Here is a 23636-nt window from a genome sequence, read left to right on the forward strand (position 1 = left end):
TGCTGAGAAAACTGTGCCAGCGCAGGTTAAAAGGCCTGGCGTCGGTTCAGGCGCGGATTTTGATCGGCACTATTAAATTTAACGTATATTCCGCAAACTGAAACTCATGCGAGAGCTATATTTTACCCAATGGATGCCCATCAGTCTCGACGAAGCCTGGGCGTTTTTCTCCGATCCGTCGAATCTGAAAGACATCACACCCGCTCATATGGGTTTTGTGGTCACGTCGGCACACCACGGCAGGCAAATGTACGCCGGCCAGATTATCCGGTATATCGTGAAGCCGATTTTGGGTATTCCGCTCAAATGGTGCACGGAAATCACGCATGTGGCTGATAAGCAGTACTTTGTAGACGAGCAGCGCTTCGGGCCTTACGCATTCTGGCACCATCAGCACCGCTTCACCGAAAAGGACGGCGGTGTGCTGATGGAGGATATCCTGCATTATAAGGTGCCTTTCGGGCTGCTCGGGAAGGTCGTGGACCGGATAATCGTGAACCGGGAAGTGAATACGATTTTTGCCTACCGCAAAAAAGTGCTCTCCGAGCGGTTCGGAAGCTAGAAGTTATACTGGACGCGTGCCGTGAAAACGTCGTCTGAAATATCGTTTTCGTACCCCGCCAGGGCCGATTTCTCGTTGCGGACAAACTCGTAATAGAACACGAATTTCAGCGATTCGTTAGCCATGTAAATGTAGCCCATACCCAACGTATTGTAGCGGAGATCGGCCTTACCGAAGCCGTTGGCGGCGGAAATCTGCTTGCCTGAGATCTTCGTATTCGGGTCGTACCAGTCGTATTTCATCACAAACTGGTGTTCCAGGCTACCCAGGTGTTGCAGGAAGTAGAAATAGGCGCCGTCGAAGCTGCGGCTGTACAGCGGGTCTTTCAAACCATTGGTCACCGGGTAAGTGCCGGGCGTCTCGCTCGTGGCGAAGGTGGCCGTTTGCTGTCCTTTAATGTATTCGGCGCGGAACTCGGTTTCGCCCTTGCGGTTGGGAAATGCGAGCTGGAAGTCGGCGCCGGCATAATTGCGTGGCCGTAGCTTGTGAAGGTTGGCGGCGGAGGAATCGCGTACGGCCTGGTATTCGCCGCCGCGGCGTTCGGTTTTATACAATACATTTCCCTGGCTCACGATCCCGCCCGCGTAACCCGACACCGCGGCCGACAACGTGGCGTTGCCTAATGCACGAATTTGCGTCGGTTTCATGCTGAGCCGGCTGATCACGTCTTTATGGCTGTCGTAGTCCATCGGGCCCGACATGCCCTGGCCGTTGAATACGCCCAGGTCGAATTTTAGTTTCTGGTGCCATTCCTGCGTTTTGCGGCTTGTGACGGTGAGCATTACGCCAATGTCCCGCTCGGTACGCATCAATATCTGCGACATTCTGCCGCGCTCCGGGGTTTCCCGGTTAGCCGACGACAGATTTACCTCGTGCCCGAACGGCCGCGCGAACATCCCGGTCGTCAATGCGAAAATCCGGAATTTGTTCTCATAAAACCGGCCCCAGAAGTCGCGGATGGCCACGCCGCGTTCGGTACCGTCAAACTGGAATACGAAATAGGAAGTCGGGTCGTCGTTTTTGTTCAGGTGCGCGTAATCGACGCGCAAGCGCCCGCGGCGGAGCATGAAGCGGTTGTTGGAGAGGCCTGAGAAATTTCCGCCGGCATATGTTTCTGCCCCTTCTTTGGAAATAACCTGGAACTGGGGTTGGATATAACCGCTGATTCTCACGCGGTTATATCGTTCGTAAATGGAAAGCATACCTTTGCCCATCTGGTTGGTCGTATCCACCAGGTCCATAAGGAAGCGCTGGGCAAAAAGGTCTGAATGGCTTAAAAGTATAAAAAGTAATAATAGGCCGGCAACACGGAACGTCATTTTTATAGAATTGGTGGCTGTAAAATCGGGCTACAAAGAACCTGATTTTCCCTTAATTATTTCAGCCAGTTGGGATAGTTTTTCTTCCCAATACTTTTTCATCGCAGCACGGTCGGCGGCCCTGGGAAGCTGCTCATGGTGAAAACTGATCACGCTTTTGTTAGAGCTTTTAGCTTTGCTGCCGATCACGCGCACTTGCAGCGTCGAGCTGTTGCGCCAGTTGGCCGGTTTCCAGGCCATCCGAAAATGCGAATTCGCTTCGAGTACATTGACGGTACCCGAAATGCCGTGCTTCGTTTTGAACGATACCCCCTGGCTGATCCTTCCTTTCGTCAGATCTCCGAGCCAGATCGAAAGCCCTTCTTCTGAGCTCATTACTTCCCATGCCTTCCTGAGCGGGATCGGGAAAGTCTTCGTCACGCCGATTTCATAGCCGGAACCGACCTCGCCCGGTTCGCGCAAGCCCTTCACCTCCCGGTAGCCCAATGCGATTTTCTGCCGGTACCAAGCGCTTTCGACATCGTCCGCCAGCGACGCGACGATCTCCTTGTGCGTACTTTCTTCGCTCTCCCGCATGTCGAGCCATAGGATCCACTCGTCCCAGTCTTTGCCGGTTTTGTCTCTTAGCGTCTTCGCCGAAAGCTTCGCAAGCTCTTCGATTTGAAATAGTGTGTCTCTTTTTGCCATGTGTAAATAGTGTTTAGATCGGCCAAATTTAATTAAAAATAGTACCAAGCCAGCGGCCACCGGACTAGTAGGCAGTCGGCATTATTCTGCGGTTACTTTTTAGGTGGTTTTGTGAATGTACTGATTTTTAGCGGCTTGTAGCATCTATTACTTTTATAACTTTTAATACTTATAATATTTTTAATAAAATAAAAAATATTAAATGAAAAGAAAGTAAAGTAAGTTGGTAAATATAGAATGTGATAAAAGTGTAGTGATAACGGCACTTGCAATCTGGCTATAAAATATTAAAAGGCCGATAAGTGCTGACATTATGCACCGTATCGGCCTTTCAATATTACCGGTCATATTTAAAGTATTTAGCTAACTATATTTCAAATATGTTTAATATGTATCGTACTTTTCAAAAGCTGTAATTGTATAGTAAGGCTTTGACTTACTGAATGTACTATTAATATGCGGCGGTAAAACGCTTCCTGATAAAGTTGCCCTGCTCGATTTCATCCGCAATGGCGATGGCCGTATCTTCGACCGAAAGCTTGCTGCGGTGGTGCTCGTCGAATACGGGCGTGTCCAGCGATGTGCGGTATTTGCCCGTGCGCGCTCCCGGGTGTGCGGGCGACATTTCGATGGCAGGGCTCAGGAATGTCCAGTCGAGTTCGGTTTCGGTTCTCAGGATGTTCAGGTAATCGCGGGCTGCGGTAGCGCCTGGTTTGTATTCGGCAGGGAAATTGGGTGTATCAACGAGCTGCAAACCGGGTTGGATTTCAAGGCTTCCCGCACCGCCGACGGTCAGGAAGCGCTTCACACCACCCTTTTTCACGCCTGCCTGAATGGCTTTCGCACCGGCAATGAAGTCGTCGTAAATGTTAGGGTTTGCCCAACCCGGATTGAATGTGCTGATCACGGCGTCGTGGCCTGCTACGGCAGCCGCAACGGCGTCGGCATCCGTGACGTCCACGGATTTCGCGGTGACGAGCTCGCTGCCCGTGTCGATTTTATCGGTATTCCGTGCGATGGCCGTTACCTGATGGCCACGGGAAACGAGTTCGGTCAATACGTGGGTGCCAACAAATCCCGTGGCGCCAATCAATGCAATTTTCATAAGTGATTCTATTTTAATGGATTACTATTCTGATATTAAAATTGTTACAGTTTTATTGAAAAAAAGTCAGTCAAACTTCCGGCAGAATTCTGCCAACGAAACTTTACCGAGGCTAGTCAGCAGGGTCTTTTCCGCTTCGTCGTAAAGGCTGTCGAGGTGGTCGTTAATTTTACGGCCAACGGGGCAGTCCGGGTTAGGGGAGTTGATGCCCTTTCCGAGCAAGTCCTTCTGTTTCACGGCCTCGTACACCTCCGACATGAAGATTTTCTCAGCATTTCGCGCAAGCTTGCTTCCACCGGATTTACCCTCTTTGCTGCTCACCAGCCCACGTTCGCGTAGGTTACTGAGCTCCTTTCGCACAAGCACCGGGTTAATGTTAATGCTCCCGGCCAGGTATTCCGACGACGTCCATTCTTCCTCCGAAAAGGTTAATAGCGTCAAAATATGCACCGAAATAGCGAAGCGCCCGCTGTTCATAACTGTAATTATTTTTGTTACAGTACAAAGGTGGCGGATTGCGTTGGCATATGCAAGTTTTTAGCGGCGTTTTTTGAAAGGGAGGAAAGGGGGAAAGGAAAATTCATCCTCCCTTTCCTCCATCCTCCCTCTCCTCCCTTTTCTTACAACCCTTGCCCGAATGCCGGGTTATTTTTGTCAAACCAGAGCCGCTGGCTGTTCAGCGTTGCGGCGTTGCGGTCGTTGGGCGTAAATCCTTGCTCTGTCTGGGCTTTTTGCCAGTTGGCGTTGTTGGTGCCCAGGGGCGGCTCGTCGACCCAGTAGCGGCGCGGAATGACTTCGTTAAAGGCATCTCTGGGATAGTATGCGGACGTATTTTTGGGATAACCGGTCCTGCGCACGAATGTGAACGCTTCCGTGGGCAGGCGCATGAAATTCAGGTATTGCTGGATGTAAATGCGTTCCAGGTCGTTGGTGCCATTCAGTTTTACGGCCGGTTGCGCGAGGTAAGCGGCGATTTCCGCATCGGCGTTCGACGTCAATCCGGTCGTAGACAATGCGGCTACCGCAATGGAATTCATGGTACGCAACGACGACGTGATGCCTTTTTTGTACCAATCCTCCGCCTTGCCCGTGATCTTCGTGCCCGTTCCATAGCCTTTCTGGATCATTTCCGCAATGTAAAAACAGGTTTCCGCGCTGGTGAGCATGTAGTCGTGGAATGTGCCTTTGCCGCCGTTGCGCGTAGGCGCGAAGAACACCCTGTTGATCGTCGACATCACCACATACTTGTTGCTGCCTGCGTTGAGCGGGTTCTTGTAGTACTGCGCCACAGTGGGATTCGTCGTCCAGTCGGCAGGCCCGCCCTGGAAGCGGATCTGCGGATCTGCACGGTCGATGAATGCCGGCAGGGCCTGGTTATACTTTTTGAGCGAATCCAATGCGCTGGTTGTGAGATCATTCGGGCTGAAATAAATAGCCAGCCTCGGATCTTTGGTCTGTTTCAGGAAGGTCATGATGGACTTCGTGGCAAAGCGCGTGCTCCGGTAATCCACATCGCCGCCAACCGGCCCCCAGTCGGGATCGAGGTAGGCAAACTGGTCGGCGTCTTCCACGATCGGGCCGACGGCATTATCGGCGACTTCCTTGTAGATCTGCTGGGTTTTTGCCTTATCCTGCCCCTCGTAGCGCAATGCGATGCGCAATTTGAGCGTATTGGCCGCTTTCACCCATTTGATCCAGTCGCCGTGGTAGATAATATCCGCGTTGCCATAGTTTTCCTGGTCGGGCAGGTCGGCAGCGAGCGTGGTAATGGCCTCGTTCAATTCGGCCAGCCAGGTGTCGTAAAGCGCTTTCTGGGTGTCGTATTCAGGCGTGAAATTCTGCTTGTCGCGCCCCTGGATGGCTTGTGAATAGGGTAGGGAGCCGTTCATATCGGTTACGCGCAGGCCGTGGAGCACCCCCACGACGAACGTCGCCGCCCGCATTTTCTGAAAGCGTTCCTTATTGGTTTTCAAGTCGATCTGCTTCCGTATCTCCACCAGGTTGGGCAGAATATTGGCATAATAGGCCGAATACCGCGAATTGATATTGGTCGACAGCTCGTAGGGATCGGTAGTAAGGTGCTGCGAAAAGCGCAGGAGCTGTTCGAGGTTTTCCCAGATCCATTCCGTGCCCTGGTAAGATTCAAGGCTGTTGAGCGAATAGGTGAAAAGGAATTTTGGATCGGGCGTAATGACCACGCTCGGGTCGGTGTTGATGTCCCCGAAGTCGTTTTCACAGGACGTTGCCCACAGCAGGCCGGTGACAAGAACGGTACCGGCAGCGCATTTGACAAATATATTTTTCATTGGAAATATCTTTTTAAAATACGGAATAATAGCCTGTTATATCAGAATGCAGCCCGAAGCGTCACGCCTAGCGCGCGGGTCATCGGCGGAATGAACCCTACTTCTTTCTGGACGGCGGTACTGTTTGAGAAATTCGACGCCGGGTTGAAATTCAGCGGTAATGTGTTGTACAGGTAAAGTAAATCGCGGCCTACGAGGTTGATCGATAGTGCATTGAGTTTGATTTTTTCGCAAATCGACTGCGGGAACTGATAGCTCAATGAAACCTGCCGAAGGGAAATCCATGAGTTCTCGGAAATCCAGTAATCGCCCACGGCGGTTGAGAAAGAACCGTAGCGATAGTTGTATTGCGGTAAATGTGTCGGCTCGACGAGGCCTTTGTCATAAGCTTCCCGGAAAGTCATTCCACCCACGTTTACATTGCTGCCGTCGGGTTGGGTAATGGTTTGCCCGGCTGCGAAAACGCCTTCCGGCAGAATGCCGTCGTCATAAGTTTTGCCATCGAATTTGCTCGTGAAGACAATACCGCCATGATCGGCGTCACGGCCTTGCAGCGAGTTTTTGAAGACGCCCGTGTGCGTGCCGTAGCGTAGCGACGTGATGATCATATCGCCGCCGATCTTCGCATCGAACAACACATTCAGCGATATGCGCTTGTAGCTGAATGTGTTATCCCATCCGCCGCGGAATTTTGCGTTGATGTCGCCGACATCTTTCCACTCGTTGCTGCGGGCCGGAAATGCCGCGCGTGCGTCGCCTCGCCACGAGAGAATGGGCATGCCATTGCGCGGGTCGCCCGCATCGGTGCCCTGGAAACGGGCAGCAGCGATTTTCGTGCGGATCACACCGTACGTGCCGCCGACTTTGGCGTAGGGAATGAGGTCGTTACCGCCGCCCAATTCGTCGGCCAGGGCGTAATACTCGCGATCCCCGTATAACTCGATGATTTTGTTACGGTTACGGGAGAAGGTAACAGTGCTGTTCCAGGTAAATGCACCTGCTTTGACCGGCGTCGCGTCGAGTGCGATCTCGATGCCTGTGTTCTGAATGTTGCCTGCATTGATCAGAATGCTGTTCACACCCGTTTCGACGGCGGCGGAAATTGGAATAGGCTGGTTGCGTGAATTATCGCGGTAAACCGATAAGTCCAGGCCCAGGCGGTTGTTCAGCACCTTCACTTCGAGTCCGATTTCCTTGGCTATTTTCCGCAGCGGCTTGATGTTCGTCTGCAATGTCGATTGGGCGCTGAAAGTAGACAATGCCTGGTCGCCGAAGCCGCCGGCATTGGTATAACCGCCGAATTTGAAGCCCGGATTGAGCAGGAACGGTTCGATATCGCCGCCCAACGCCGCGAGGTTTCCCCTCAACTTTCCATAAGTGAGCCAGTTGGGGAGGGATGAATGGAAAGTTTGGGTAAAAATCCAGGACAAGCTTGCCGACGGATAGTTGTAAAAATTATTACCCGTGCCATCGGAGTACGTCAGCGCCGAGGACCAGTCACCGCGCCAGGTGGTTTGCAGGAACAGCTGCTCGCGCCATGCAAAGTCCGCGCTGGCGTAAAGCGACTTGTACGAGCGGCGCGTTTTAATACCGCCGGTCGAAATCTGGGATTGCACAGAGTTGGCCAGGAAGAAATTGCCGGGATAGGAAAGTCCGCCCTGCGTTTCCGCATTGTTGAACGACAGACTGTACTGCTGCGATTCGCCGCCGACGTAGCCGTTGAAATCGAGGTCTTTCGTAACCGGTTTGTTAAAAATTGCGAGCCATTTCATGAAATTCGTTTGCTTGGTCGAATGCCCGAGCGCATAGCGACCGCCCGTGAAATTCACGCCCTGGCCGAGTTCTTTGATCTCGGTTTTGGTGTAAAGGTTGTTGAAATTACCCTCTATTTGTAATTTGAGCCAATCGGTGACAGTGGCGGTAAGCGCCAGGCGCCCACGCACCATCTGCTCGCGCTGCGAGTAATCATTTTCGAAGATATTGAACCAGTAATCGGCGCCTGGCACGCGGTTGGGCTCGTTGACGTCGCTCACATTGCGGAGGCCGCCATTATAACCCAGGTAGTTAGCGCGCTGCATCCAGTAATTGGTATCGTAGTTACGCGGGAAAATCCAGATGTAGTTGTTCAGCGAAAGCGACGGCGGATTAGTACCCTCGGTGGTGGTATAGTCCGCGGTGACGTCGGCGACGAGGAATTTGTTCAGGTTTTGCGTCGCGCGCAGGTTGAATGCATTCTTGCCCAGGTTGTTCTTGAAGTTAATCCCCCGGCTGTCGACGCGGTTGTAAGAAAAGCGGAATGTCGAACGCTCATTGCCACCATCGATCGCTACGTTGGTAAGGCTGCCTTTGCCGGTCTGGAATGCATCGAGGTAGTTGTTCGGGTAGGCCTGATAGGTGGTCATTTTGCCATCATAGTCAACCACTTGCTGGCCGGCGAACCTCGGTCCCCAGTTTTCGAGTTCGCGGTTCTGCTGACGGTCGATGTAGGGCTGGCCTTGTGCATTGGTCGGGAACACTTTGGTGGTCCAGCTTTCGTCCGGTTTGTAGTTGGGGTCGCGGGTATCGGTGAAGAATGCGCCCACCGTGCCGCCGCCGTATTCATTCTGGAAATCGGGGCCGCGGTAGGGTTTCTGCATATTGAAAGTCTGCGAAACGCTCACACCCAGCCCTTTGCGCTGTGTGCCTTTTTTGGTGGTGATCAGGATCACGCCGTTGATCGCCCGTGTGCCGTACAATGCGGCCGCGGCGGAACCTTTCAATACCGAAACACTTTCAAAATCCTCCATATTGAGGTTTTTGAGAGAATTTCCAAAGTCGCGGGTACCGCTGCTGCCGTCGTAGACATCGTTGTCGAGAATGACGCCGTCGACGACGAAGATGGGCTGGTTGTTTACGCCGAGCGTCGAGTTACCGCGGATCAGGATTTTGGTATTACCCATCAACCCGCCCGCGCCCTGGTCGATCTGCACGCCCGGAATGCGGCCCTGTAATGCGCTGATGGGGCTTAGCTCATTGGTCGCGGCCATTTTCGCACCCGAAATTTCAGAAACCGTGTAGCCAAGCTGCTTTTTCTCGCGCTTCACGCCCAGCGCTGTCACTACCACCTCGTTGAGCTGCTGATTGTCTTCTTTCAGCACGATATTGATCACGCTCTGGTTATTGACCGGCACTTCCTGTTTCTCAAAACCGACAAACGAGAATACCAGCGTTCCGCCCGTCGGCGCGGTGATGGCATATTCGCCGGTGGCGTTGGATGTCGTGCCGTTGTTGGTGCCTTTCACGAGCACGGAAATCCCGACAAGCGCCGCATTGTCGGACGCGGATGTGACCGTCCCCGTCACGCGCACATTCTGCGCACGAAGCGAAAAACAACATCCGAGCAGGCACAGCAGGGGCAACCAGTGCGAGCTGTGCAGAAGGTACATTTTCTTCATACAAACAAGGTTTAGAGGTACGAGCAGTAAATGAAATCGGGCAGAAAAAAGTCAGGCGGGTAAGCGGAACTACTGCGGTGAATCAGTCTTTAATTTAATAAGAATTTTTATTAATATAAGACTAATTATTTATCTTTTTAAAAGACGTGAAAAGTAAGGGGGTGTTGCACGATAGCACTACAACGGAGCTGTGTATGCAGTTGAAGAATATTATTAGTATTAAATGTTAAGTAATATACATACTAATTTATAGTATAAAACTTTTTAAAAGTATCTTATGAACTACCTATTTATCATTTTTATTCATTTAATACATATTAAATATATTATAAGTATTAAAAGTATGTTACAAAATACACTTTTAATACTTATGAAAATATGTTAAGTATATTACTTTAAATACAATAACCCGTAACATTCATATTGAATGTTACGGGTTATTGTGTTGTAAATGAGTTATTTAAGAACTGTCAGGCCGCCTTTGTAGGAGCGCTTGGTATACTGGACGACGAAATAATAGTAGCCGCCGGAGATTTTGTCGGGGCACCAGTCGTTGGGCCTTAATTCGGAATAATACACTTGCTTGCCCCAGCGATTGAAAATCGTGATGTCCTTAAAGCGGTCTTCGCAGTTGTCGGCGGGGAGCCCCTGGAACTCGAAGCAGTCATTTTTGCCGTCGCCGTTCGGCGTGATCACGTTGGGAAATTCGGGGAATGGAGCGGAGCCATTGTCTTTGATCGTGACCTTTACGGTAGTGGTGTCGGTTGCAGCGGCGCAGCTCTTGTCCTGTGTTACGAAATCGATAAGGAAGGTTTGCTCGGGCTGGCCTTCCAGCAAGGCACATTCGGGGTTCCAGGCGTAGGGCGAGGTGACGGATTTGACGCCCGATTTCGCTTCGAAAATCATCCCGGCGCCCTTCATATCAAAGCCCCGCCCGGCGGCTGTGAGAACGATCGTATTTGTGTCGGGATCGCTCGCGAGCACATCGAAGACAATACCGGAAGCGCTGCCGATCTGGTAAGTGATCTCGGGAATGGGCAGCGAAGTTTTGACGGCCGGCGGGTTGTTGGGGGATTCGTCGACGATGAAGTAAACCGGCCTGGCGACGGGCATCGGATTACCTTCGCACCGCATGTCCTCGACCTTGAAGTCGACGGCCAGCGTATCGCCTTTTTTGGCGTTACAAGGCGGCACCCATGTGAACTTTTGCTCGACATTGGCAGTCCCGGTCACCGCTTTGAAATCCATGCCCACATCCGTCATATTGAAATCCTGCCCGCGGCCCGACAATGCCAGGTTATCCTTGTCGGGATCTTTGCCATACACGGTGAACGTTACGGGCGCACCCGCGGATACGTGCACGTAATCGCTTCCGAGTGAGGTGCTTACAGCGGGCGGATTGTTCCCGCTGTTTTCCCGGCGAATGTAGATATTCAGCGTGTCGTAAAGCGGAAACGGGCAGCTGCCGTCCTGCGCTACGAGTTCGATCTTGATCGGGCGGTTATCGTAGGTCACGAAGCATTCTTCCAGGCATATCTGGAATTTCAGCGTGTCGTTCGGGACTTTGGTCGTGAACTGCGCCGGCAATACGGTGAAATAGTTCTTTGAATTGTTCACCGCCCGGCCATCTACGGCCACGATCTGGTTCACCGTCGGGTCGGTAACCATAACCTCAAAGCAGTTAGGGTCCCCTTTTTTGACCGTAATGATTTGATTTTCATTATAATATGTACTGCTTCCCTTGGGTTTGAAAAGCAGCTTCGGCGGGTCCATTTTGGGGCAATCCACTACTTTCAGCTGAAAATCGCGGGTCAGCGAACCGATTTTGACGCCCTTCCGGTATTCGTCGACCTGTACGGCAAAAACGTACAAACCCACTGCGCCGGGCGTTACCGACAGCATTCCCGTGGAGCGGTTCACTTTCAGCGGGTCGGGGCCGGGGATCATATTATCGACGGTAATGCCATTAATCCACGTCAGGCGCGGGTAGTTGGATGAGCCGCGGCCCGGCGCGCTCGGGTTGGACTTGTCGGAATAGCCTTGCATAGGCGTGATGAGCGAGTAGACGAGGCTGTCGCCGTCCGCATCGGTACCGCCGAAATTGAAGAGGAACGGCGAATTGACGCATGCATAATCACCTTTGATTTCGGGAAAAACGGGAGAGGAGTTTTTGAAATTGGCGTTGTTTTTAAAAAGCGGGGGGAATTCGAGGTAAAAAAGGCTTCCGGCGTCACCGGGAGCTTGAATGTTCGTGATTGTGCCGTTCCGGCAGCAGCGGTCCCACACCATATAATAGCCCTGCGGGTCGTCAAAATCGGTCGGTGTGAGGTGCAATGCGGTGCTGTAAGTGATCTGCCAGGTCTGCAATGTCGAGATTCCACAGAGCGGGTTTGCGTAGTTGACCGATTTTCGTTCTATTTTTGGGGCTTCAAGCCAGCCAATAGCCATATTGTCGCGCTTCCTGAAAACATAAATCGTGACGACCTGATCTTCTGCGCCGGGATTACCATTGAGGGCATCGAAATACATCGTGAGGCCCATGTTGTAGTTGTAGTAACTGTCCTGGTTTTGCGTGATGAAGAGCTGGCCGCCGACGATGTGGGTCGCACGGGCATCGCAAAGGGCAAACAGCATCAGAATAAATAAGATGAACCGTTTTTTCATGGAAATTTGCGGCAGTAAAATTGATCCGATAGGATATTGGGATTAGAAATTAAAACAGGAAATAATGTCTAAGAGTAACAAGTACGAGTACGTTGAAATTACCGATTTTGCGGCAGAAGGCAAATGTATATTTAAATCGGAAGACGGCGTAATCTTTGTAGAAGGTAATGTGGCCCCCGGTGACATCGTCGACCTTCAGGTCGTACGCACCAAGAAAAAATTGAAGGAGGCCATTGTTACCAAAATCCATTCGCAATCGGCTTTACGTACGGAACCCTATTGCGAACATTTCACGGTTTGCGGCGGGTGTAAGTGGCAGCATATCGGCTACGAGCACCAGCTCAAATTCAAAAGGCAGCAGGTTGTGGATCATTTTGAAAGGATAGGAAAGATCAGGAATGTTGAGATTAACGAAATCATCGCTGCCCCTAAGACGGAATACTACCGCAATAAGTTGGAATTCACTTTCTCGAACTGGCGCTGGCTTACGAAGGAACAGCTCGATTCGGGACTGCCGTTTACGAGAACTGCCCTGGGTTTTCACGTGCCCAAACGTTTCGACAAGATCTTTACCGTAGACCATTGCCACCTGCAACCCGACCCGTCGAACGCGATCCGTAACTCGCTGCACCGTTTTGGGGAGGAAAAAGGGTATCCTTATTACGACGTACGTTTTAATGTAGGCGTGCTCCGTAACCTGATCATCCGTACAGCCAATTCTGGCGACGTGATGGTGATTGTCCAATTCGGGGAGCAGAACGACGAAATCATCGCGGAAGTGATGGAATTCCTGGCGCAAAACCATCCGGAGATCACTTCGCTGAACTATATCGTGAACCTGAAAGGCAATGACTCCTACCAGGACCAGGAGGTGATCCATTATGCGGGCGACAAGGTGGTGCGCGAAACGATGGAAGATTTGACATTCCTCGTCGGCCCGAAATCGTTTTACCAGACAAATTCGGAGCAGGCTTACCAGCTTTTCAGCGTTGCCAGAGAATACGCCCAACTGACCGGCAACGAATCCGTTTACGATCTTTATACAGGAACAGGCACCATTGCCAATTTTGTGGCGCGCAGCGCAAAGAAAGTCGTGGGGGTGGAATATGTAGAGGCCGCCGTGCAGGACGCCCGCAGAAACTCCGAATTGAACGGCATTACCAATACTTCGTTCTTCGCGGGCGACATGCGCGCGATCATGAACGAGAGCTTCCTGCAAACCCACGGCCGCCCGGACGTGATCATCACCGACCCGCCGCGCGCCGGCATGGACGTGCCTGTGATCGAAACGATCCTCAAAGCCGCCCCGGACCGCGTCGTATATGTGAGTTGCAACACCGCCACGCAGGCGCGCGACCTGGCATTGATGGCCGAGGATTATGAGGTAACCCGCGTGCAGCCGGTGGATATGTTCCCGAACACGCACCATGTGGAGAATGTGGCGCTATTGGTTCGCAAGCAGGGGTAAGCCCCTGCCTGCGAATGCGTTATTGAGGATTTTTATACTTGTAATAAGTCCAGATGGAATCGGCGGCGGGGTTATACTCGCCGTCCATTACTTCGCTGGTGATAAGTCTGGGTTTATTCTCTTCCAGATCTTCTATGGTGATGCGGATGCTGATGATGTTCCATTTGGGATCACGACCTTGGTATACCCTATGTGGAGATTCTTCTTCTCCCGTCCCCGGTAGCCTTTTCGTGACCTTTTTGAACATCACAGCGGTAACTTTGCCGTCGTCTTCCACTGTCAGCGAGTCAAGCCCAGTAAATATGAGCTTGCGGGTATTCAAACTGTTGTAGTACTCGTTGTAGTTCGATTTTCGATGAAATCGTCGCTCTGCTTCATAGGTGGTTCTTTGAGTCATGGAGCTAATGACCCGCCCGTATTTGTAATCACATCCTGACATTGAGATGCATACGAGACATGCGAGGTATTTGATTTCAACCTTCATGATCATTTACGCATTCCGTAAGTTACATTCAAATATGTATCATAGTTATGGCCGTCTCCTACGAAGTTTCCCAAGGCGTACCAGTTATCATCGTCATCTCCCCAGCCCCAGTTGAGATAATACATGTTATAGGTCCAGGCCATGCAGGTAGGGTACCCATTCAATTCGACGACGCCATGAAGTACCGTTTCCTGGATACCAGCTATCACCCAAATATGCCAGTTTTGAAATCCAAGAAATTGATTGGTACCGTCCATAATCACCGGATGGCCGGTCATTAGTTCGCCTTTGACATTATCCATCACGCTGCTAAATGCAGCCCTTTTCCCCGGATTAGAATAACCTGCGGCTTGAAATGCGGTTTTGATATTCTCCCGCCAGGTAAATGTGTTACAGCCAGCAATGTTGTAGTTCGATCCCGCGTACATTCCCGCCACACGGATCATATTTGCGATCTGTTGATCGGCCGGGAGGTTCGATGTGCACGCATTGGTTGAGATCGTATTGTTTAATGGAAAATTGTAGTTGGTAACCGGGCCGGGTGCTATCGAATATGTTGCTGGTTTTTGATTGCATGGGGCGTTCCAAACTTGTGCTATGGCGACCGCGCCGCAACCGGCATTGGCGGTAGAGCAACCGTCGCAGGATTTCGATGGGCAATACATACTATATGCCTCCGTAGACCTCCAATGCGAAGTAATCAGCATCCCGCTGCTGTAATACGTATCCTGCGGGCAGTCAGTCGGATCGATCGGCTCCTGGTCGGTCGTTCGGCCGCCCGTCAGCGGGGTTCCTTCGGCTAGTTTGCGCCACATGAGTTCCACTCCCTTTTCCGGCGTGGCTACTTCTTTTTTGCCGGCTTCTACTTCTAGTTTTACGTGTTCGATCCAGATGCGTGGACCGGGGTTTTCGCCGTCGGGGTTGAATGTGCCGCTGTCGCCTTTTGCGAGAATGGGGATCACGCGCCGGTCGCCGGCGATGATCACGAAGCCTGCGTCCGGATGCGTATCCGACTCGAAATGAATGATATGCATGAGCGGGTTGCCTTCATCGTCATCCAAAGTGCGGATGCTTTTGATCCTTTTCGTCGGGCCGGTGGCTGTCGCGGAAGTTCTGGACGCGGCGTTTTCTGTGGTGGACAGGTCGCCGGACGCCAGTTTCTGTGCTTCTTTTGCTGTGACTACTAATGCGTTGGCTTGCGCTTCGGGCGCGGGTGAACTTGTTTCCTGCCGACATTGAAAGAGCGCGCAGGCGGCCAGGATGGCCAGGAGTATTTTGTTGATGTGTTTCATTTAGATAGCCTGTTTAAATGGAAGACTATCCAAATGAATATGGTACAAAAGGGTGCTGCCTAATCCGATTATCAGGCGGCTTCGGGCAAATGTACAAACGGTTACTTTACACTTTTTACATTAGAAAGGCGGCTCGCTGTCAGGACCTTTGTAATCGAAATTGCTCAGGTCGTTGGCGCGGCTGCGGAGCGTTCCGCCCATCGGTGGGGCGGTCGGCTTAGCCTGGCTTTCGAACGAGGAGATCGGGTTCGAGGTCTGGATCGGCCGGTCGATCGAGAATGGGGCTGGTGTGAAGCCTGAATCGAGGTCGGCGAATTTCGTGTATTTACCGATAAACCGCAGCTGAATGGTATCCAGCGAACCGGCCCGGTTTTTAGCCAGGATCACTTCACCCACACCCGCTACCGAATTACCCGCTTCATCTTCCGTAATGCCATAGTATTCAGGTCGGTACAGAAATATTACCATATCCGCATCCTGCTCGATCGACCCGGATTCCCTCAAATCGGAGAGCTGCGGACGCTTTTCTCCCCCCCGCGTTTCCACGGCCCGGCTCAGCTGCGACAGCGCGATTACCGGCACATCGAGTTCCTTGGCGAGGTTTTTCAACGACCGTGAGATCATCGCAATCTCCTGTTCACGGTTACCGGGGCTTTTGCCACCCGTATCGCCGGTCATCAGCTGCAAGTAGTCGATTACGATCATCTGAATGTCGTGCTGGGCTTTCAAGCGGCGGCATTTGGCGCGTAGTTCGAGTACCGAAAGGGCAGGGGTGTCGTCGATGTAGATCGGCGCATTGGTCAGGCGGTGAATGCGGTGGTGGAGCTGCTCCCATTCGTGCGGGGCGAGGCTTCCTTTCCGTATTTTTTCACTATCTATCTCTGCCTCAGCGGAAATCAAACGATTCACCAGCTGTACCGACGACATCTCCAAAGAGAAGATCGCTACGGGAATGTTAAAATCCACCGCGGCATTCCGAAGGGAGGATACGACGAATGCCGTTTTACCCATACCGGGACGTGCCGCGAGGATCATCAATTCCGTTTTCTGCCAGCCCGAAGTAAGCCTGTCGAGCGCGCTGAAACCGGATGGTACGCCGGTAAGGCCGTCCTTATTGTTCTTTTTTTGGTCGAGTTCGGCCAGCGCCTGGCGCATGAGCGCACCCATGTCGGCGTAGTTTTTCTTGATATTGGATTCCGAAATCTCGAAAAGCGATTGTTCCGTTTTGTCGAGCAGGCGGAAAACGTCGGTTGTATCTTCAAAAGCGTCGCGCTGGATTTCGGAAGCTACCTTAATGAGCTCTCGCTTAATGTAGGCCTGCGAAATGATGCGTGCATGGAATTCGATGTTGGCGGCGGAGTTGACCTTGCTGGTCAGCTCCATAATGTAGGAAGCGCCGCCCACCAGTTCGAGCTCGCCGGTACTTCGCAGTTTGGATGTAACCGTAAGCATATCGATCGGTTCCGAATCGGCGAAAAGCGTCACGATCGCCGTATAGATGCGGACGTGTGACTCCTTGTAAAAACTATCCGGACGGAGGATGTCCGCCACCGCCGTAAGCGCGTCCTTTTCGATCATCAATGCGCCTAAAACCGCCTCTTCCAGATCGATGGCCTGAGGGGGTAACTTGCTGAAATTCTGATCGTTGGATGGCGTACGGGGAGCGAATGCGCGCTTGGTTCCGTTGCCGGTTTTGGAGCCGCTCCGGGGGTAGTTGTTGGGTGCCTTTTCGTTTTCCATGTTAAGACAAAGTTAATCATTGGAGGCCTTCGACGAAAGCGGCGGGGGAGAGTTTGGCGTATTAATTTTTTTTCTGCCGCACGACATTTTTGTGCGTGTCTGATAATGAAAGACTTGGTCGGAAAAGAGTTATTTTTTGGCTTCGGGTGAGGTCGAATAATTGTTTTTTCGACGATTATGTTTTACAAATGTTGGTTATTATTACTAAATTTTACAAACAATAGACAAACACTAAACACTGATTCATTTGCTGGAAAAAATCATCACGCTCGAAGACGTATCCATGGTCGATTTTCTCGGGATCCACAACTCGAACATCAAGGAAGTCGCCGCCGCTTTCCCCGAAAGTAAAATCATTTCACGCGGAAACGAGATCCGCATCCAGGGGACTGCCCCCGAAATTATCCGAATCACTGATGTAATCGACTCGCTTCTGGCGCATTACCAGAAGTATGGAAAAATAACAAACGACAACGTGAAGGGCTACCTGAACGGCATCGCCAAAATGCCCGTCGCAAGCGGCGAGGATGACGACGATGTGATCCTTTACGGCAGCAAGGGCCTCGTTGTCAAAGCCAAAACCCCCAACCAGAAGCTGCTCGTCGAGCAGGCTGCGAAATTCGACCTCGTGTTTGCGATCGGTCCGGCCGGTACCGGTAAAACCTACACCGCCGTTGCGATCGCGGTAAAGGCACTGAAAAACAAGGAGGTACGAAAAATTATCATTACCCGGCCGGCCGTGGAAGCCGGGGAGAACCTGGGTTTTTTGCCGGGCGACCTGAAAGAAAAGATCGACCCGTACCTGCGCCCGATCTATGATGCGCTCGACGATATGATCGCGCCGGAAAAACTGAAACTGTACCTGGAAAGCCGGGTGATCGAAATTGCACCGCTCGCGTACATGCGGGGGCGTACGCTGAACAACGCATTCATCCTGCTGGACGAGGCGCAAAACACAACGCCGATGCAAATGAAGATGTTCCTCACCCGGATGGGCCCGAGCTCGAAGGCGATCATCACCGGTGATAAGTCGCAGATTGACCTCCCTAAGAACCTGAAATCGGGCCTGATCGACTCGCTGACGGTTTTGAAAGGCATTAAAGGGATCAGTTTTGTGGAACTCGACGGATCGGACGTTGTGCGGCACCGCCTCGTGAAGGACATTCTTGCTGCCTATGAAAAATCGGAGAAATAGCCTGCTGCTGGCCGGCCTTTTGCTGGTTTCCGCGCTCGGTCAGGCGCAGGACGCGTTCGTCACGCGCTGTGCGAGCACGGAGCGTGACTCGGTGCGGCTGCTGAAAAACCCGTCGCTGCGAAACCTCAGAATGCAGTCGGAAGCTGCGATTCAGAACTACCTGCGCCAGCGTTCCGGCGCCCGTACGAATGCGGGCGAGGTGATCACGATCCCGGTCGTGGTGCATGTCGTGCACAGCCGTACCGATAATGTGATCGGCGGGGTCAGCAATGGCAACATTTCCGAGGCGCAGATCCAGAGCCAGATCGACGTGCTGAACGAAGATTACGGCAATACTTCCGGCTACAAAGGCTTTTACACCGATTCATTGGCGGTGGACACGGGCATTCGTTTCAAACTGGTGTCGGTCGTGCGGACTTACAATGCCACCACGCAGTTCAGCCCCATTACCGATGCCGACGAACTTGCTGAGATTTCACCGGCTTGGTTTACAAATCGTTACCTGAATATATGGGTGACCCGGCTGAACGACCGCTACCTGGGCACGTCACAATTCCCTGTCGTGACGGAGATCAACAGCCGCACGCAGGGTCTGGCGACCAGCGAGAATGAAGAAACAGACGCCCCGACGGATGGGGTGATCATTGACTTCCGCTATTTCGGGCGCAATTCCGACGCCATCACCAGCCGCATTTACAACCTGGGCCGCACCACCACCCACGAAATAGGGCATTGGCTGGGCCTGATCCACATTTGGGGAGATGCCACCTGCGGTACCGATTATTGCGACGATACCCCCACGGCAAACACGAAAAACGAGACGACCGACATTACATGTTCGCCCGTATATTCGCAATGCCGCGGCAGTGTGACGACGCGCAACATGATCGAGAACTACATGGATTATTCACCGGATGTTTGCATGAGCATTTTCACCAACGACCAAAAGGAACGGATGCACGCCGTGCTGGCATTGAGCCCGCGCCGCGCCAAACTGGTGGAATATTCTAAGATATCGTCCGACCAGCTGCTCGTGGAGATCTATCCGAACCCGGTACGTGAGACGCTGACAACCAATGTTTTCGCCCCGGATTTTGAAAATTATACCGTGTCCGTCTTCAACCAGAAGGGACAAAAAGTGACGGAAGATGCCGTCAACCGTACTTATCTCAACGTTCGAAACTTTCCAAGCGGTTTGTACTATTACAAGGTTACAACTGCAAATCAGACAGTTACCAAGCGTTTTGTTGTACGATAAACACACATGCTATCACGCGCTCCGTTTGTCAGCGTAGTCATATTCCTCGCGACCGGCATTTTGGCGGGCGACGCATTGCGTCATGCCGCCGATGTGCCGGTCGTTTGGCTTTTAGTGCCGCTACTGTCAGCAGGTGCCGCTTGTTTGCTGTTTTATTTTTGGCATTTCAAAACCGCATTCGCGGTAAGTCTTTGCCTGTGGATGGCCGTTTTGGGCGCCACGATCAAGATCGGAGTAGAGCAGGAGAAGGACCGCCAATTACATGCTGTCGGCCGTTTGAAATACCATTCCTACACTGCAGAAGTGTCCACGCTGCCGGAGAAGCGCAGCAAATCTATCCGTTTTGAAGTGAAAACCGGGGCGTTTTATGATGGGCGCAAATGGATAGATAACTGCGTTCGTGCATTGCTTTACTTGCCGGATAGCCTGGCGGTGCTGCCCAAACCGGGCGACCGGCTAATAATTTACGGTCACCTGCAAATACCCGATCCGCCCCACAATCCCGCGCAATTCGATTACGCGCATTATCTGCGAAACAAAGGCATACTTTTCACGGCGTTTGTGAAAAGCGGCTCTTACGCATTGATTTCGGATGGTGCCAAGGCCGGCGATACGCATATCAGCCCCGCTTACTGGCCGGAAGCCGTCTCCCAATGGGCCGATGATCGCTTCCGCGAACACATTACCGGGCAAACCGGTGCCGATTCCGCGGCATACGGGCTGGTAAAGGCCATGTTGCTGGGCCGTCGCGACGATCTGCGTGACGAGCAGGTGAGTGACTACGTCGGTTCCGGCGCTGTGCATATTTTATCCGTTTCCGGTATGCACGTTGCCATTATCTTTCTGGCGATCAGTGCCGCATTCGGGTGGCTAAGGCGCTGGAACGCGGGTAAATGGCTCTATTTGCTTCTAATGGCCGCTTTGTTGGGGTTTTACGGACTCGTCACCGGCCTGCCGCCGTCCGTACAGCGGGCAGCGCTCATGTGTATGGTGCTCGTATGCGCGGAAGTGGCTGGCCGCAAGCAGCATTCCATGAATACGCTCGCATTCTCTGCCCTGATCATTCTGCTGCTCGACCCGTGCGCATTATACGACGTGGGTTTCCAGCTGTCGTATCTGGCAATGGCGGGGATATTTCTGCTGTATGATCCTGTTTATCAGCTATTTTCTTCCGCCAATCGTGTGGTAAGGTTTATTTGGCAAGTTACTGTGCTGGCATTGGCGGCGCAAATGGCCACGTTTCCATTGAGTATTTACTATTTCCATCAGTTTCCGGTTTATTTCTGGCTGGTGAACCCTCTGGTCGTGATTTTTACCAACGTGCTCCTGCCGGCGGCTTTGATTTTATTACTGGTAAGTGCTGCGGGCATTTCGGGGCTCGCGTGGCTTGCAGGAAAGGTAGTGGCCGTTTCAGCATGGCTGACGGACTGGTCGGCGTCGATACCGGGCATGCTACCGGGGCATTTGCTTGAAAACCTGCATCTGAATGCTTTGGAAACAGGTATGCTTTATGTGCTGATCTTTGTCGGCTGGTGTGTCTGGCATACGCGCGCCATCCGCGTTTTCAAGGCTTGGGCGGTGCTGGTGGTTTTATTTTCAACTTTTTCTATTTCAGTGAGTTGTAATACGTATTTTACAACGGAATGCGTCGCATTTCAAATGCCGAAGCATCACGTAGTTTGCTTTAAATCAGGGAACAGGCTTTATCTGGTCAGCGACCAGGCATTCGTCCAGGATACCCGAGCATTTGATTTTTATGTGAAGAATTACGCAGTCGAAAGGGAAGTCGCAAAAATTCTCCGCTACTGGACGGAATAGAGCGCTTCAATCTGCTGAGCGACTTTCCGGTCCCAGGCGGCCTGCGCACCCGCATTGAGGCCGTGGCCGGTTTCGCCGTCGTATTGCTCCTGGTCGCGGTTCATTTCGCGGAATGCTTCCAGGAACTGGTATTGAATTTCACTGTCAAAATCTTCGATCGTCAGTTCCGCTTTGCGCAGGCGGTCCTTGAATTTCTCCACCACGAGCCGGGTAATGTCGAAATGGATCTGTTCGTGGCGCAATGTGCCCGCATTCCGCGACTCCGGTCGGCCCCACGACATGCTTTTGACCATAAATATCTTCAAACCGATCTCCACTACCAGATCGTCGTCTTTCGGGTAGGAGCGGCCTTCGTAGCCAAAACTAGTGAACACCGCCGCGGCGTACCGGCTGCCCGGTTTCGCGCTTCTCACCTTGAAATCGTCCCAGATCAGCGGGCGTTTGGGCGAGTAGAATACCGTGTCTTCAGAGGCCGCATTATTGATTTCTTTGAAAGCAAGCACCAGATTACGGGCCAGTGCCGGGTTTTTGCCGGCGTTGTTAACCATCCATTTGTGAAAATGCGTTAATGCCTGGTCAACGAGCTGTTTGATCAGCTTGTCGTGCGTAAAAGACGTTTCAGGACGGGTGTAATTGGCGGCCGTCTGATAGCCGGTCAGCTCTACGGGCTGCATTTCGCGGTACCAGCGGAAGCGGACGCTGAGCCGTACCTCGCCCGTCACTTTGTTCGGCCCGACGCGTTTTTCATTCACAGACAGCTCTTTCACCGAGATATAAAGCGGCAAATAGGCCTGCTCCCGTTTAGGTGCGAGGAACGACCAGTAATCGAACAATTCGGTTTCAGCCTTGCTGGCTAGCACGGCGGGTATTTCCTTTCCGAATGCGATCACCTTGCCCAATGCCGCACCGGGCTGCGGACGCTGGTCTTCGACGCTCTGTATGAAGAATTTATAGGATTTGAAAAGCCCCGCCGGATCTTTCGCGAACGTCACGACGAATCTGTCCTGCTGCGCGAAAAGCGGGGTAATGGCAATACTTAGTAGCAAGGCAAGCAAAATGCTTTTGGTCATACTTTTCAAACTGCGTTGAATCCAGCCGCCATTTCCCTAAGTTTGTACCCTGAATTTTGGATTGAACAGAGAATGACATTACCTACAACGAATTTGCGGCCGGAATTTGATGACATTTTCATGGAGCTGGCAAAAAATCTTGCCAAGCGCTCGCATTGTATCAAAGCGCAGGTCGGCGCGGTGCTAACCAAGGATACGCGGATTATTTCGATCGGCTACAACGGCCCTCCCGCGGGCACGCACAACTGCGATGAGGAATTTCCGGGAGTAGGCTGTCCGAGGGATGCAAAGGGAAGCTGCTCGCTGGCATTGCACGCCGAGCAGAATGCGATTCTTTTCGCCGTCAAAAATGGCTCTAATATCGAAGGATCAACGCTTTTCGTCACGCTGGCGCCTTGCATCGCCTGCGCCCGTGTGATCTATACGATGAAGATTAAAAAAGTAATTTTCCTCCATTCCTATGCCGCTTACAAGGGCATCGCCATTGAAGAAGGCGTCGAATTTTTAAGGAGATTTGGTGTGGATGTGGAGCAGTATCGCGGGGACGTTACGCAACGGCAGGAAATGTAGGCAGGTATGCGGGGACGTTACGCACCGGCAGGAAATGTAGGCAGGTATTGTCAGGAATAGTCAGGAATAGTCAGGAATAGTCAGGCGTTGTCACTTTGGTGAATATTCAACTACCGTATGACTACACCTGACTATCAATGACCATCAATGATGATGCACCCCACCTGTACCATGCACGTGGCCGTGATCCAGCTCCTCGCGCGTTGCCGCTCTTACCGAGAGGATTTTACCTGCAAAATGCATTTCCTTGCCTGCCAGAGGGTGGTTGAAGTTCATGATCACGACATCATCCTGGATTTCGACGATCTGGCCGTGAAGGCGCTCTCCGTCTTCGTTGGTCATCGGGATGATATTTCCTACCTGAAGAAGCTCGTTCTGGTCTACCTCGCTGTTTTGGAAAACCGATTTCGGCAGGTCTACGACCGCTTCTTCGTCATATTCCCCATAACCTTCCTCTGGCGCGACGGTGAAATCGAACTCGTCGCCTGCGGATAGTCCTTCGATCTGGTTTTCGAAGCCTTCCGGCAGGCCGCTGATGCCGTGGATGAAGTACATCGGATCGTTTTCGGTCACTACTTCCACGATATCCGTCTCGCCCTCCGAGTCTGGGATGCTGAGGCTATATGTTAACGCTACGACGTTATTTTTTTCAACTTTCATTTGC

Annotated in this window: 18 protein-coding genes; 6 read left to right on the forward strand and 12 right to left on the reverse strand. The window is 52.1% G+C overall.

Annotation, left to right across the window (positions count from 1 at the left end; genetic code table 11):
• Positions 1-106 precede the first annotated feature (106 nt).
• On the forward strand, positions 107-562 hold the full coding sequence (locus H144_RS0117770; protein WP_033402734.1) for an SRPBCC family protein: 456 nt from the start codon (positions 107-109) through the stop codon (positions 560-562).
• Here H144_RS0117770 and H144_RS0117775 read toward each other — a convergent pair.
• From H144_RS0117775 to H144_RS0117805, 7 genes are all read right to left on the reverse strand, one after another.
• Positions 559-1881, reverse strand: a complete 1323-nt coding sequence (locus H144_RS0117775; RefSeq protein ID WP_229207924.1) for a putative porin — start codon at positions 1879-1881, stop codon at positions 559-561. The two genes, H144_RS0117770 and H144_RS0117775, sit on opposite strands and share 4 nt — an antisense overlap.
• Before the next feature lie 30 nt (positions 1882-1911).
• On the reverse strand, positions 1912-2568 hold the full coding sequence (locus H144_RS0117780; RefSeq protein WP_019943449.1) for an SRPBCC domain-containing protein: 657 nt from the start codon (positions 2566-2568) through the stop codon (positions 1912-1914).
• 451 nt (positions 2569-3019) lie between these two features.
• The gene (locus H144_RS0117785; RefSeq protein ID WP_019943450.1) at positions 3020-3673 is read right to left on the reverse strand and encodes an NAD(P)-dependent oxidoreductase; all 654 of its coding nucleotides are present in this window, start codon (positions 3671-3673) and stop codon (positions 3020-3022) included.
• Positions 3674-3739: 66 nt separating this feature from the next.
• A complete protein-coding gene (locus tag H144_RS0117790; protein WP_019943451.1) occupies positions 3740-4150 on the reverse strand; it encodes an Rrf2 family transcriptional regulator in 411 nt (136 codons plus the stop codon).
• Positions 4151-4293: 143 nt separating this feature from the next.
• Positions 4294-5979, reverse strand: coding sequence for a SusD/RagB family nutrient-binding outer membrane lipoprotein (locus H144_RS0117795; protein ID WP_019943452.1), 1686 nt, complete (start codon positions 5977-5979; stop codon positions 4294-4296).
• A gap of 41 nt (positions 5980-6020) precedes the next feature.
• Positions 6021-9413, reverse strand: a complete 3393-nt coding sequence (locus H144_RS0117800) for a SusC/RagA family TonB-linked outer membrane protein (RefSeq protein WP_019943453.1) — start codon at positions 9411-9413, stop codon at positions 6021-6023.
• Between the two features lie 456 nt (positions 9414-9869).
• On the reverse strand, positions 9870-12077 hold the full coding sequence (locus H144_RS0117805) for a T9SS type B sorting domain-containing protein (RefSeq protein WP_019943454.1): 2208 nt from the start codon (positions 12075-12077) through the stop codon (positions 9870-9872).
• Positions 12078-12141: 64 nt separating this feature from the next.
• On the opposite strand from H144_RS0117805, the gene rlmD reads away from it, so the two are divergent.
• Positions 12142-13545 carry a 23S rRNA (uracil(1939)-C(5))-methyltransferase RlmD gene (gene rlmD / locus H144_RS0117810; protein WP_019943455.1) on the forward strand — a complete coding sequence of 468 codons (1404 nt, stop codon included), beginning with the start codon at positions 12142-12144 and terminating at the stop codon, positions 13543-13545.
• A 19-nt stretch (positions 13546-13564) separates the two neighbouring features.
• Here rlmD and H144_RS0117815 read toward each other — a convergent pair whose 3' ends face one another.
• The 3 genes from H144_RS0117815 to dnaB all read right to left on the reverse strand — a co-directional run bounded on the left by H144_RS0117815 (position 13565) and on the right by dnaB (position 17061).
• Positions 13565-14029: a hypothetical protein gene (locus H144_RS0117815; RefSeq protein ID WP_229207925.1), complete on the reverse strand. Its 465-nt coding sequence runs from the start codon at positions 14027-14029 to the stop codon at positions 13565-13567.
• Between the two features lie 2 nt (positions 14030-14031).
• A complete protein-coding gene (locus H144_RS0117820) occupies positions 14032-15321 on the reverse strand; it encodes a Spi family protease inhibitor (protein WP_019943457.1) in 1290 nt (429 codons plus the stop codon).
• Positions 15322-15441: 120 nt separating this feature from the next.
• On the reverse strand, positions 15442-17061 hold the full coding sequence (gene dnaB / locus H144_RS0117825) for a replicative DNA helicase (RefSeq protein WP_019943458.1): 1620 nt from the start codon (positions 17059-17061) through the stop codon (positions 15442-15444).
• Between the two features lie 247 nt (positions 17062-17308).
• Between dnaB and H144_RS0117830 the strand changes: the two genes are divergently transcribed.
• From H144_RS0117830 to H144_RS0117840, 3 genes are read left to right on the forward strand one after another with little or no spacing between them, the layout of a single operon-like run.
• Positions 17309-18256 carry a PhoH family protein gene (locus H144_RS0117830; RefSeq protein WP_019943459.1) on the forward strand — a complete coding sequence of 316 codons (948 nt, stop codon included), beginning with the start codon at positions 17309-17311 and terminating at the stop codon, positions 18254-18256.
• A complete protein-coding gene (locus tag H144_RS0117835) occupies positions 18237-19514 on the forward strand; it encodes a T9SS type A sorting domain-containing protein (protein WP_019943460.1) in 1278 nt (425 codons plus the stop codon). The genes H144_RS0117830 and H144_RS0117835 overlap by 20 nt, the downstream gene beginning before the upstream one ends.
• Positions 19515-19520: 6 nt before the next feature.
• Positions 19521-21332 carry a ComEC/Rec2 family competence protein gene (locus H144_RS0117840; RefSeq protein ID WP_019943461.1) on the forward strand — a complete coding sequence of 604 codons (1812 nt, stop codon included), beginning with the start codon at positions 19521-19523 and terminating at the stop codon, positions 21330-21332.
• Here H144_RS0117840 and H144_RS0117845 read toward each other — a convergent pair.
• On the reverse strand, positions 21317-22402 hold the full coding sequence (locus H144_RS0117845; protein ID WP_019943462.1) for a DUF922 domain-containing protein: 1086 nt from the start codon (positions 22400-22402) through the stop codon (positions 21317-21319). The genes H144_RS0117840 and H144_RS0117845 overlap by 16 nt on opposite strands.
• 72 nt (positions 22403-22474) lie before the next feature.
• On the opposite strand from H144_RS0117845, the gene H144_RS0117850 reads away from it, so the two are divergent.
• Positions 22475-22972: a deoxycytidylate deaminase gene (locus H144_RS0117850; protein ID WP_019943463.1), complete on the forward strand. Its 498-nt coding sequence runs from the start codon at positions 22475-22477 to the stop codon at positions 22970-22972.
• A gap of 144 nt (positions 22973-23116) precedes the next feature.
• Here the strand turns inward: H144_RS0117850 and H144_RS0117855 are convergent, their stop codons facing one another.
• On the reverse strand, positions 23117-23632 hold the full coding sequence (locus H144_RS0117855) for an FKBP-type peptidyl-prolyl cis-trans isomerase (RefSeq protein ID WP_019943464.1): 516 nt from the start codon (positions 23630-23632) through the stop codon (positions 23117-23119).
• Between the last annotated feature and the right edge of the window lie 4 nt (positions 23633-23636).

Origin of the sequence: Dyadobacter beijingensis DSM 21582, from assembly GCF_000382205.1 — a bacterium.
Taxonomy (GTDB): Bacteria; Bacteroidota; Bacteroidia; order Cytophagales; family Spirosomataceae; genus Dyadobacter; species Dyadobacter beijingensis.

What these genes read in the sequence shown, in the direction of transcription:
- H144_RS0117770 (WP_033402734.1), top strand. Translation starts at nt 107, where the DNA reads ATGCGAGAGCTATATTTTACCCAATGGATGCCCATCAGTCTCGACGAA.
- H144_RS0117775 (WP_229207924.1), bottom strand. Translation starts at nt 1,881, where the DNA reads ATGACGTTCCGTGTTGCCGGCCTATTATTACTTTTTATACTTTTAAGC.
- H144_RS0117780 (WP_019943449.1), bottom strand. Translation starts at nt 2,568, where the DNA reads ATGGCAAAAAGAGACACACTATTTCAAATCGAAGAGCTTGCGAAGCTT.
- H144_RS0117785 (WP_019943450.1), bottom strand. Translation starts at nt 3,673, where the DNA reads ATGAAAATTGCATTGATTGGCGCCACGGGATTTGTTGGCACCCACGTA.
- H144_RS0117790 (WP_019943451.1), bottom strand. Translation starts at nt 4,150, where the DNA reads ATGAACAGCGGGCGCTTCGCTATTTCGGTGCATATTTTGACGCTATTA.
- H144_RS0117795 (WP_019943452.1), bottom strand. Translation starts at nt 5,979, where the DNA reads ATGAAAAATATATTTGTCAAATGCGCTGCCGGTACCGTTCTTGTCACC.
- H144_RS0117800 (WP_019943453.1), bottom strand. Translation starts at nt 9,413, where the DNA reads ATGAAGAAAATGTACCTTCTGCACAGCTCGCACTGGTTGCCCCTGCTG.
- H144_RS0117805 (WP_019943454.1), bottom strand. Translation starts at nt 12,077, where the DNA reads ATGAAAAAACGGTTCATCTTATTTATTCTGATGCTGTTTGCCCTTTGC.
- rlmD (WP_019943455.1), top strand. Translation starts at nt 12,142, where the DNA reads ATGTCTAAGAGTAACAAGTACGAGTACGTTGAAATTACCGATTTTGCG.
- H144_RS0117815 (WP_229207925.1), bottom strand. Translation starts at nt 14,029, where the DNA reads ATGAAGGTTGAAATCAAATACCTCGCATGTCTCGTATGCATCTCAATG.
- H144_RS0117820 (WP_019943457.1), bottom strand. Translation starts at nt 15,321, where the DNA reads ATGAAACACATCAACAAAATACTCCTGGCCATCCTGGCCGCCTGCGCG.
- dnaB (WP_019943458.1), bottom strand. Translation starts at nt 17,061, where the DNA reads ATGGAAAACGAAAAGGCACCCAACAACTACCCCCGGAGCGGCTCCAAA.
- H144_RS0117835 (WP_019943460.1), top strand. Translation starts at nt 18,237, where the DNA reads ATGAAAAATCGGAGAAATAGCCTGCTGCTGGCCGGCCTTTTGCTGGTT.
- H144_RS0117840 (WP_019943461.1), top strand. Translation starts at nt 19,521, where the DNA reads ATGCTATCACGCGCTCCGTTTGTCAGCGTAGTCATATTCCTCGCGACC.
- H144_RS0117845 (WP_019943462.1), bottom strand. Translation starts at nt 22,402, where the DNA reads ATGACCAAAAGCATTTTGCTTGCCTTGCTACTAAGTATTGCCATTACC.
- H144_RS0117850 (WP_019943463.1), top strand. Translation starts at nt 22,475, where the DNA reads ATGACATTACCTACAACGAATTTGCGGCCGGAATTTGATGACATTTTC.
- H144_RS0117855 (WP_019943464.1), bottom strand. Translation starts at nt 23,632, where the DNA reads ATGAAAGTTGAAAAAAATAACGTCGTAGCGTTAACATATAGCCTCAGC.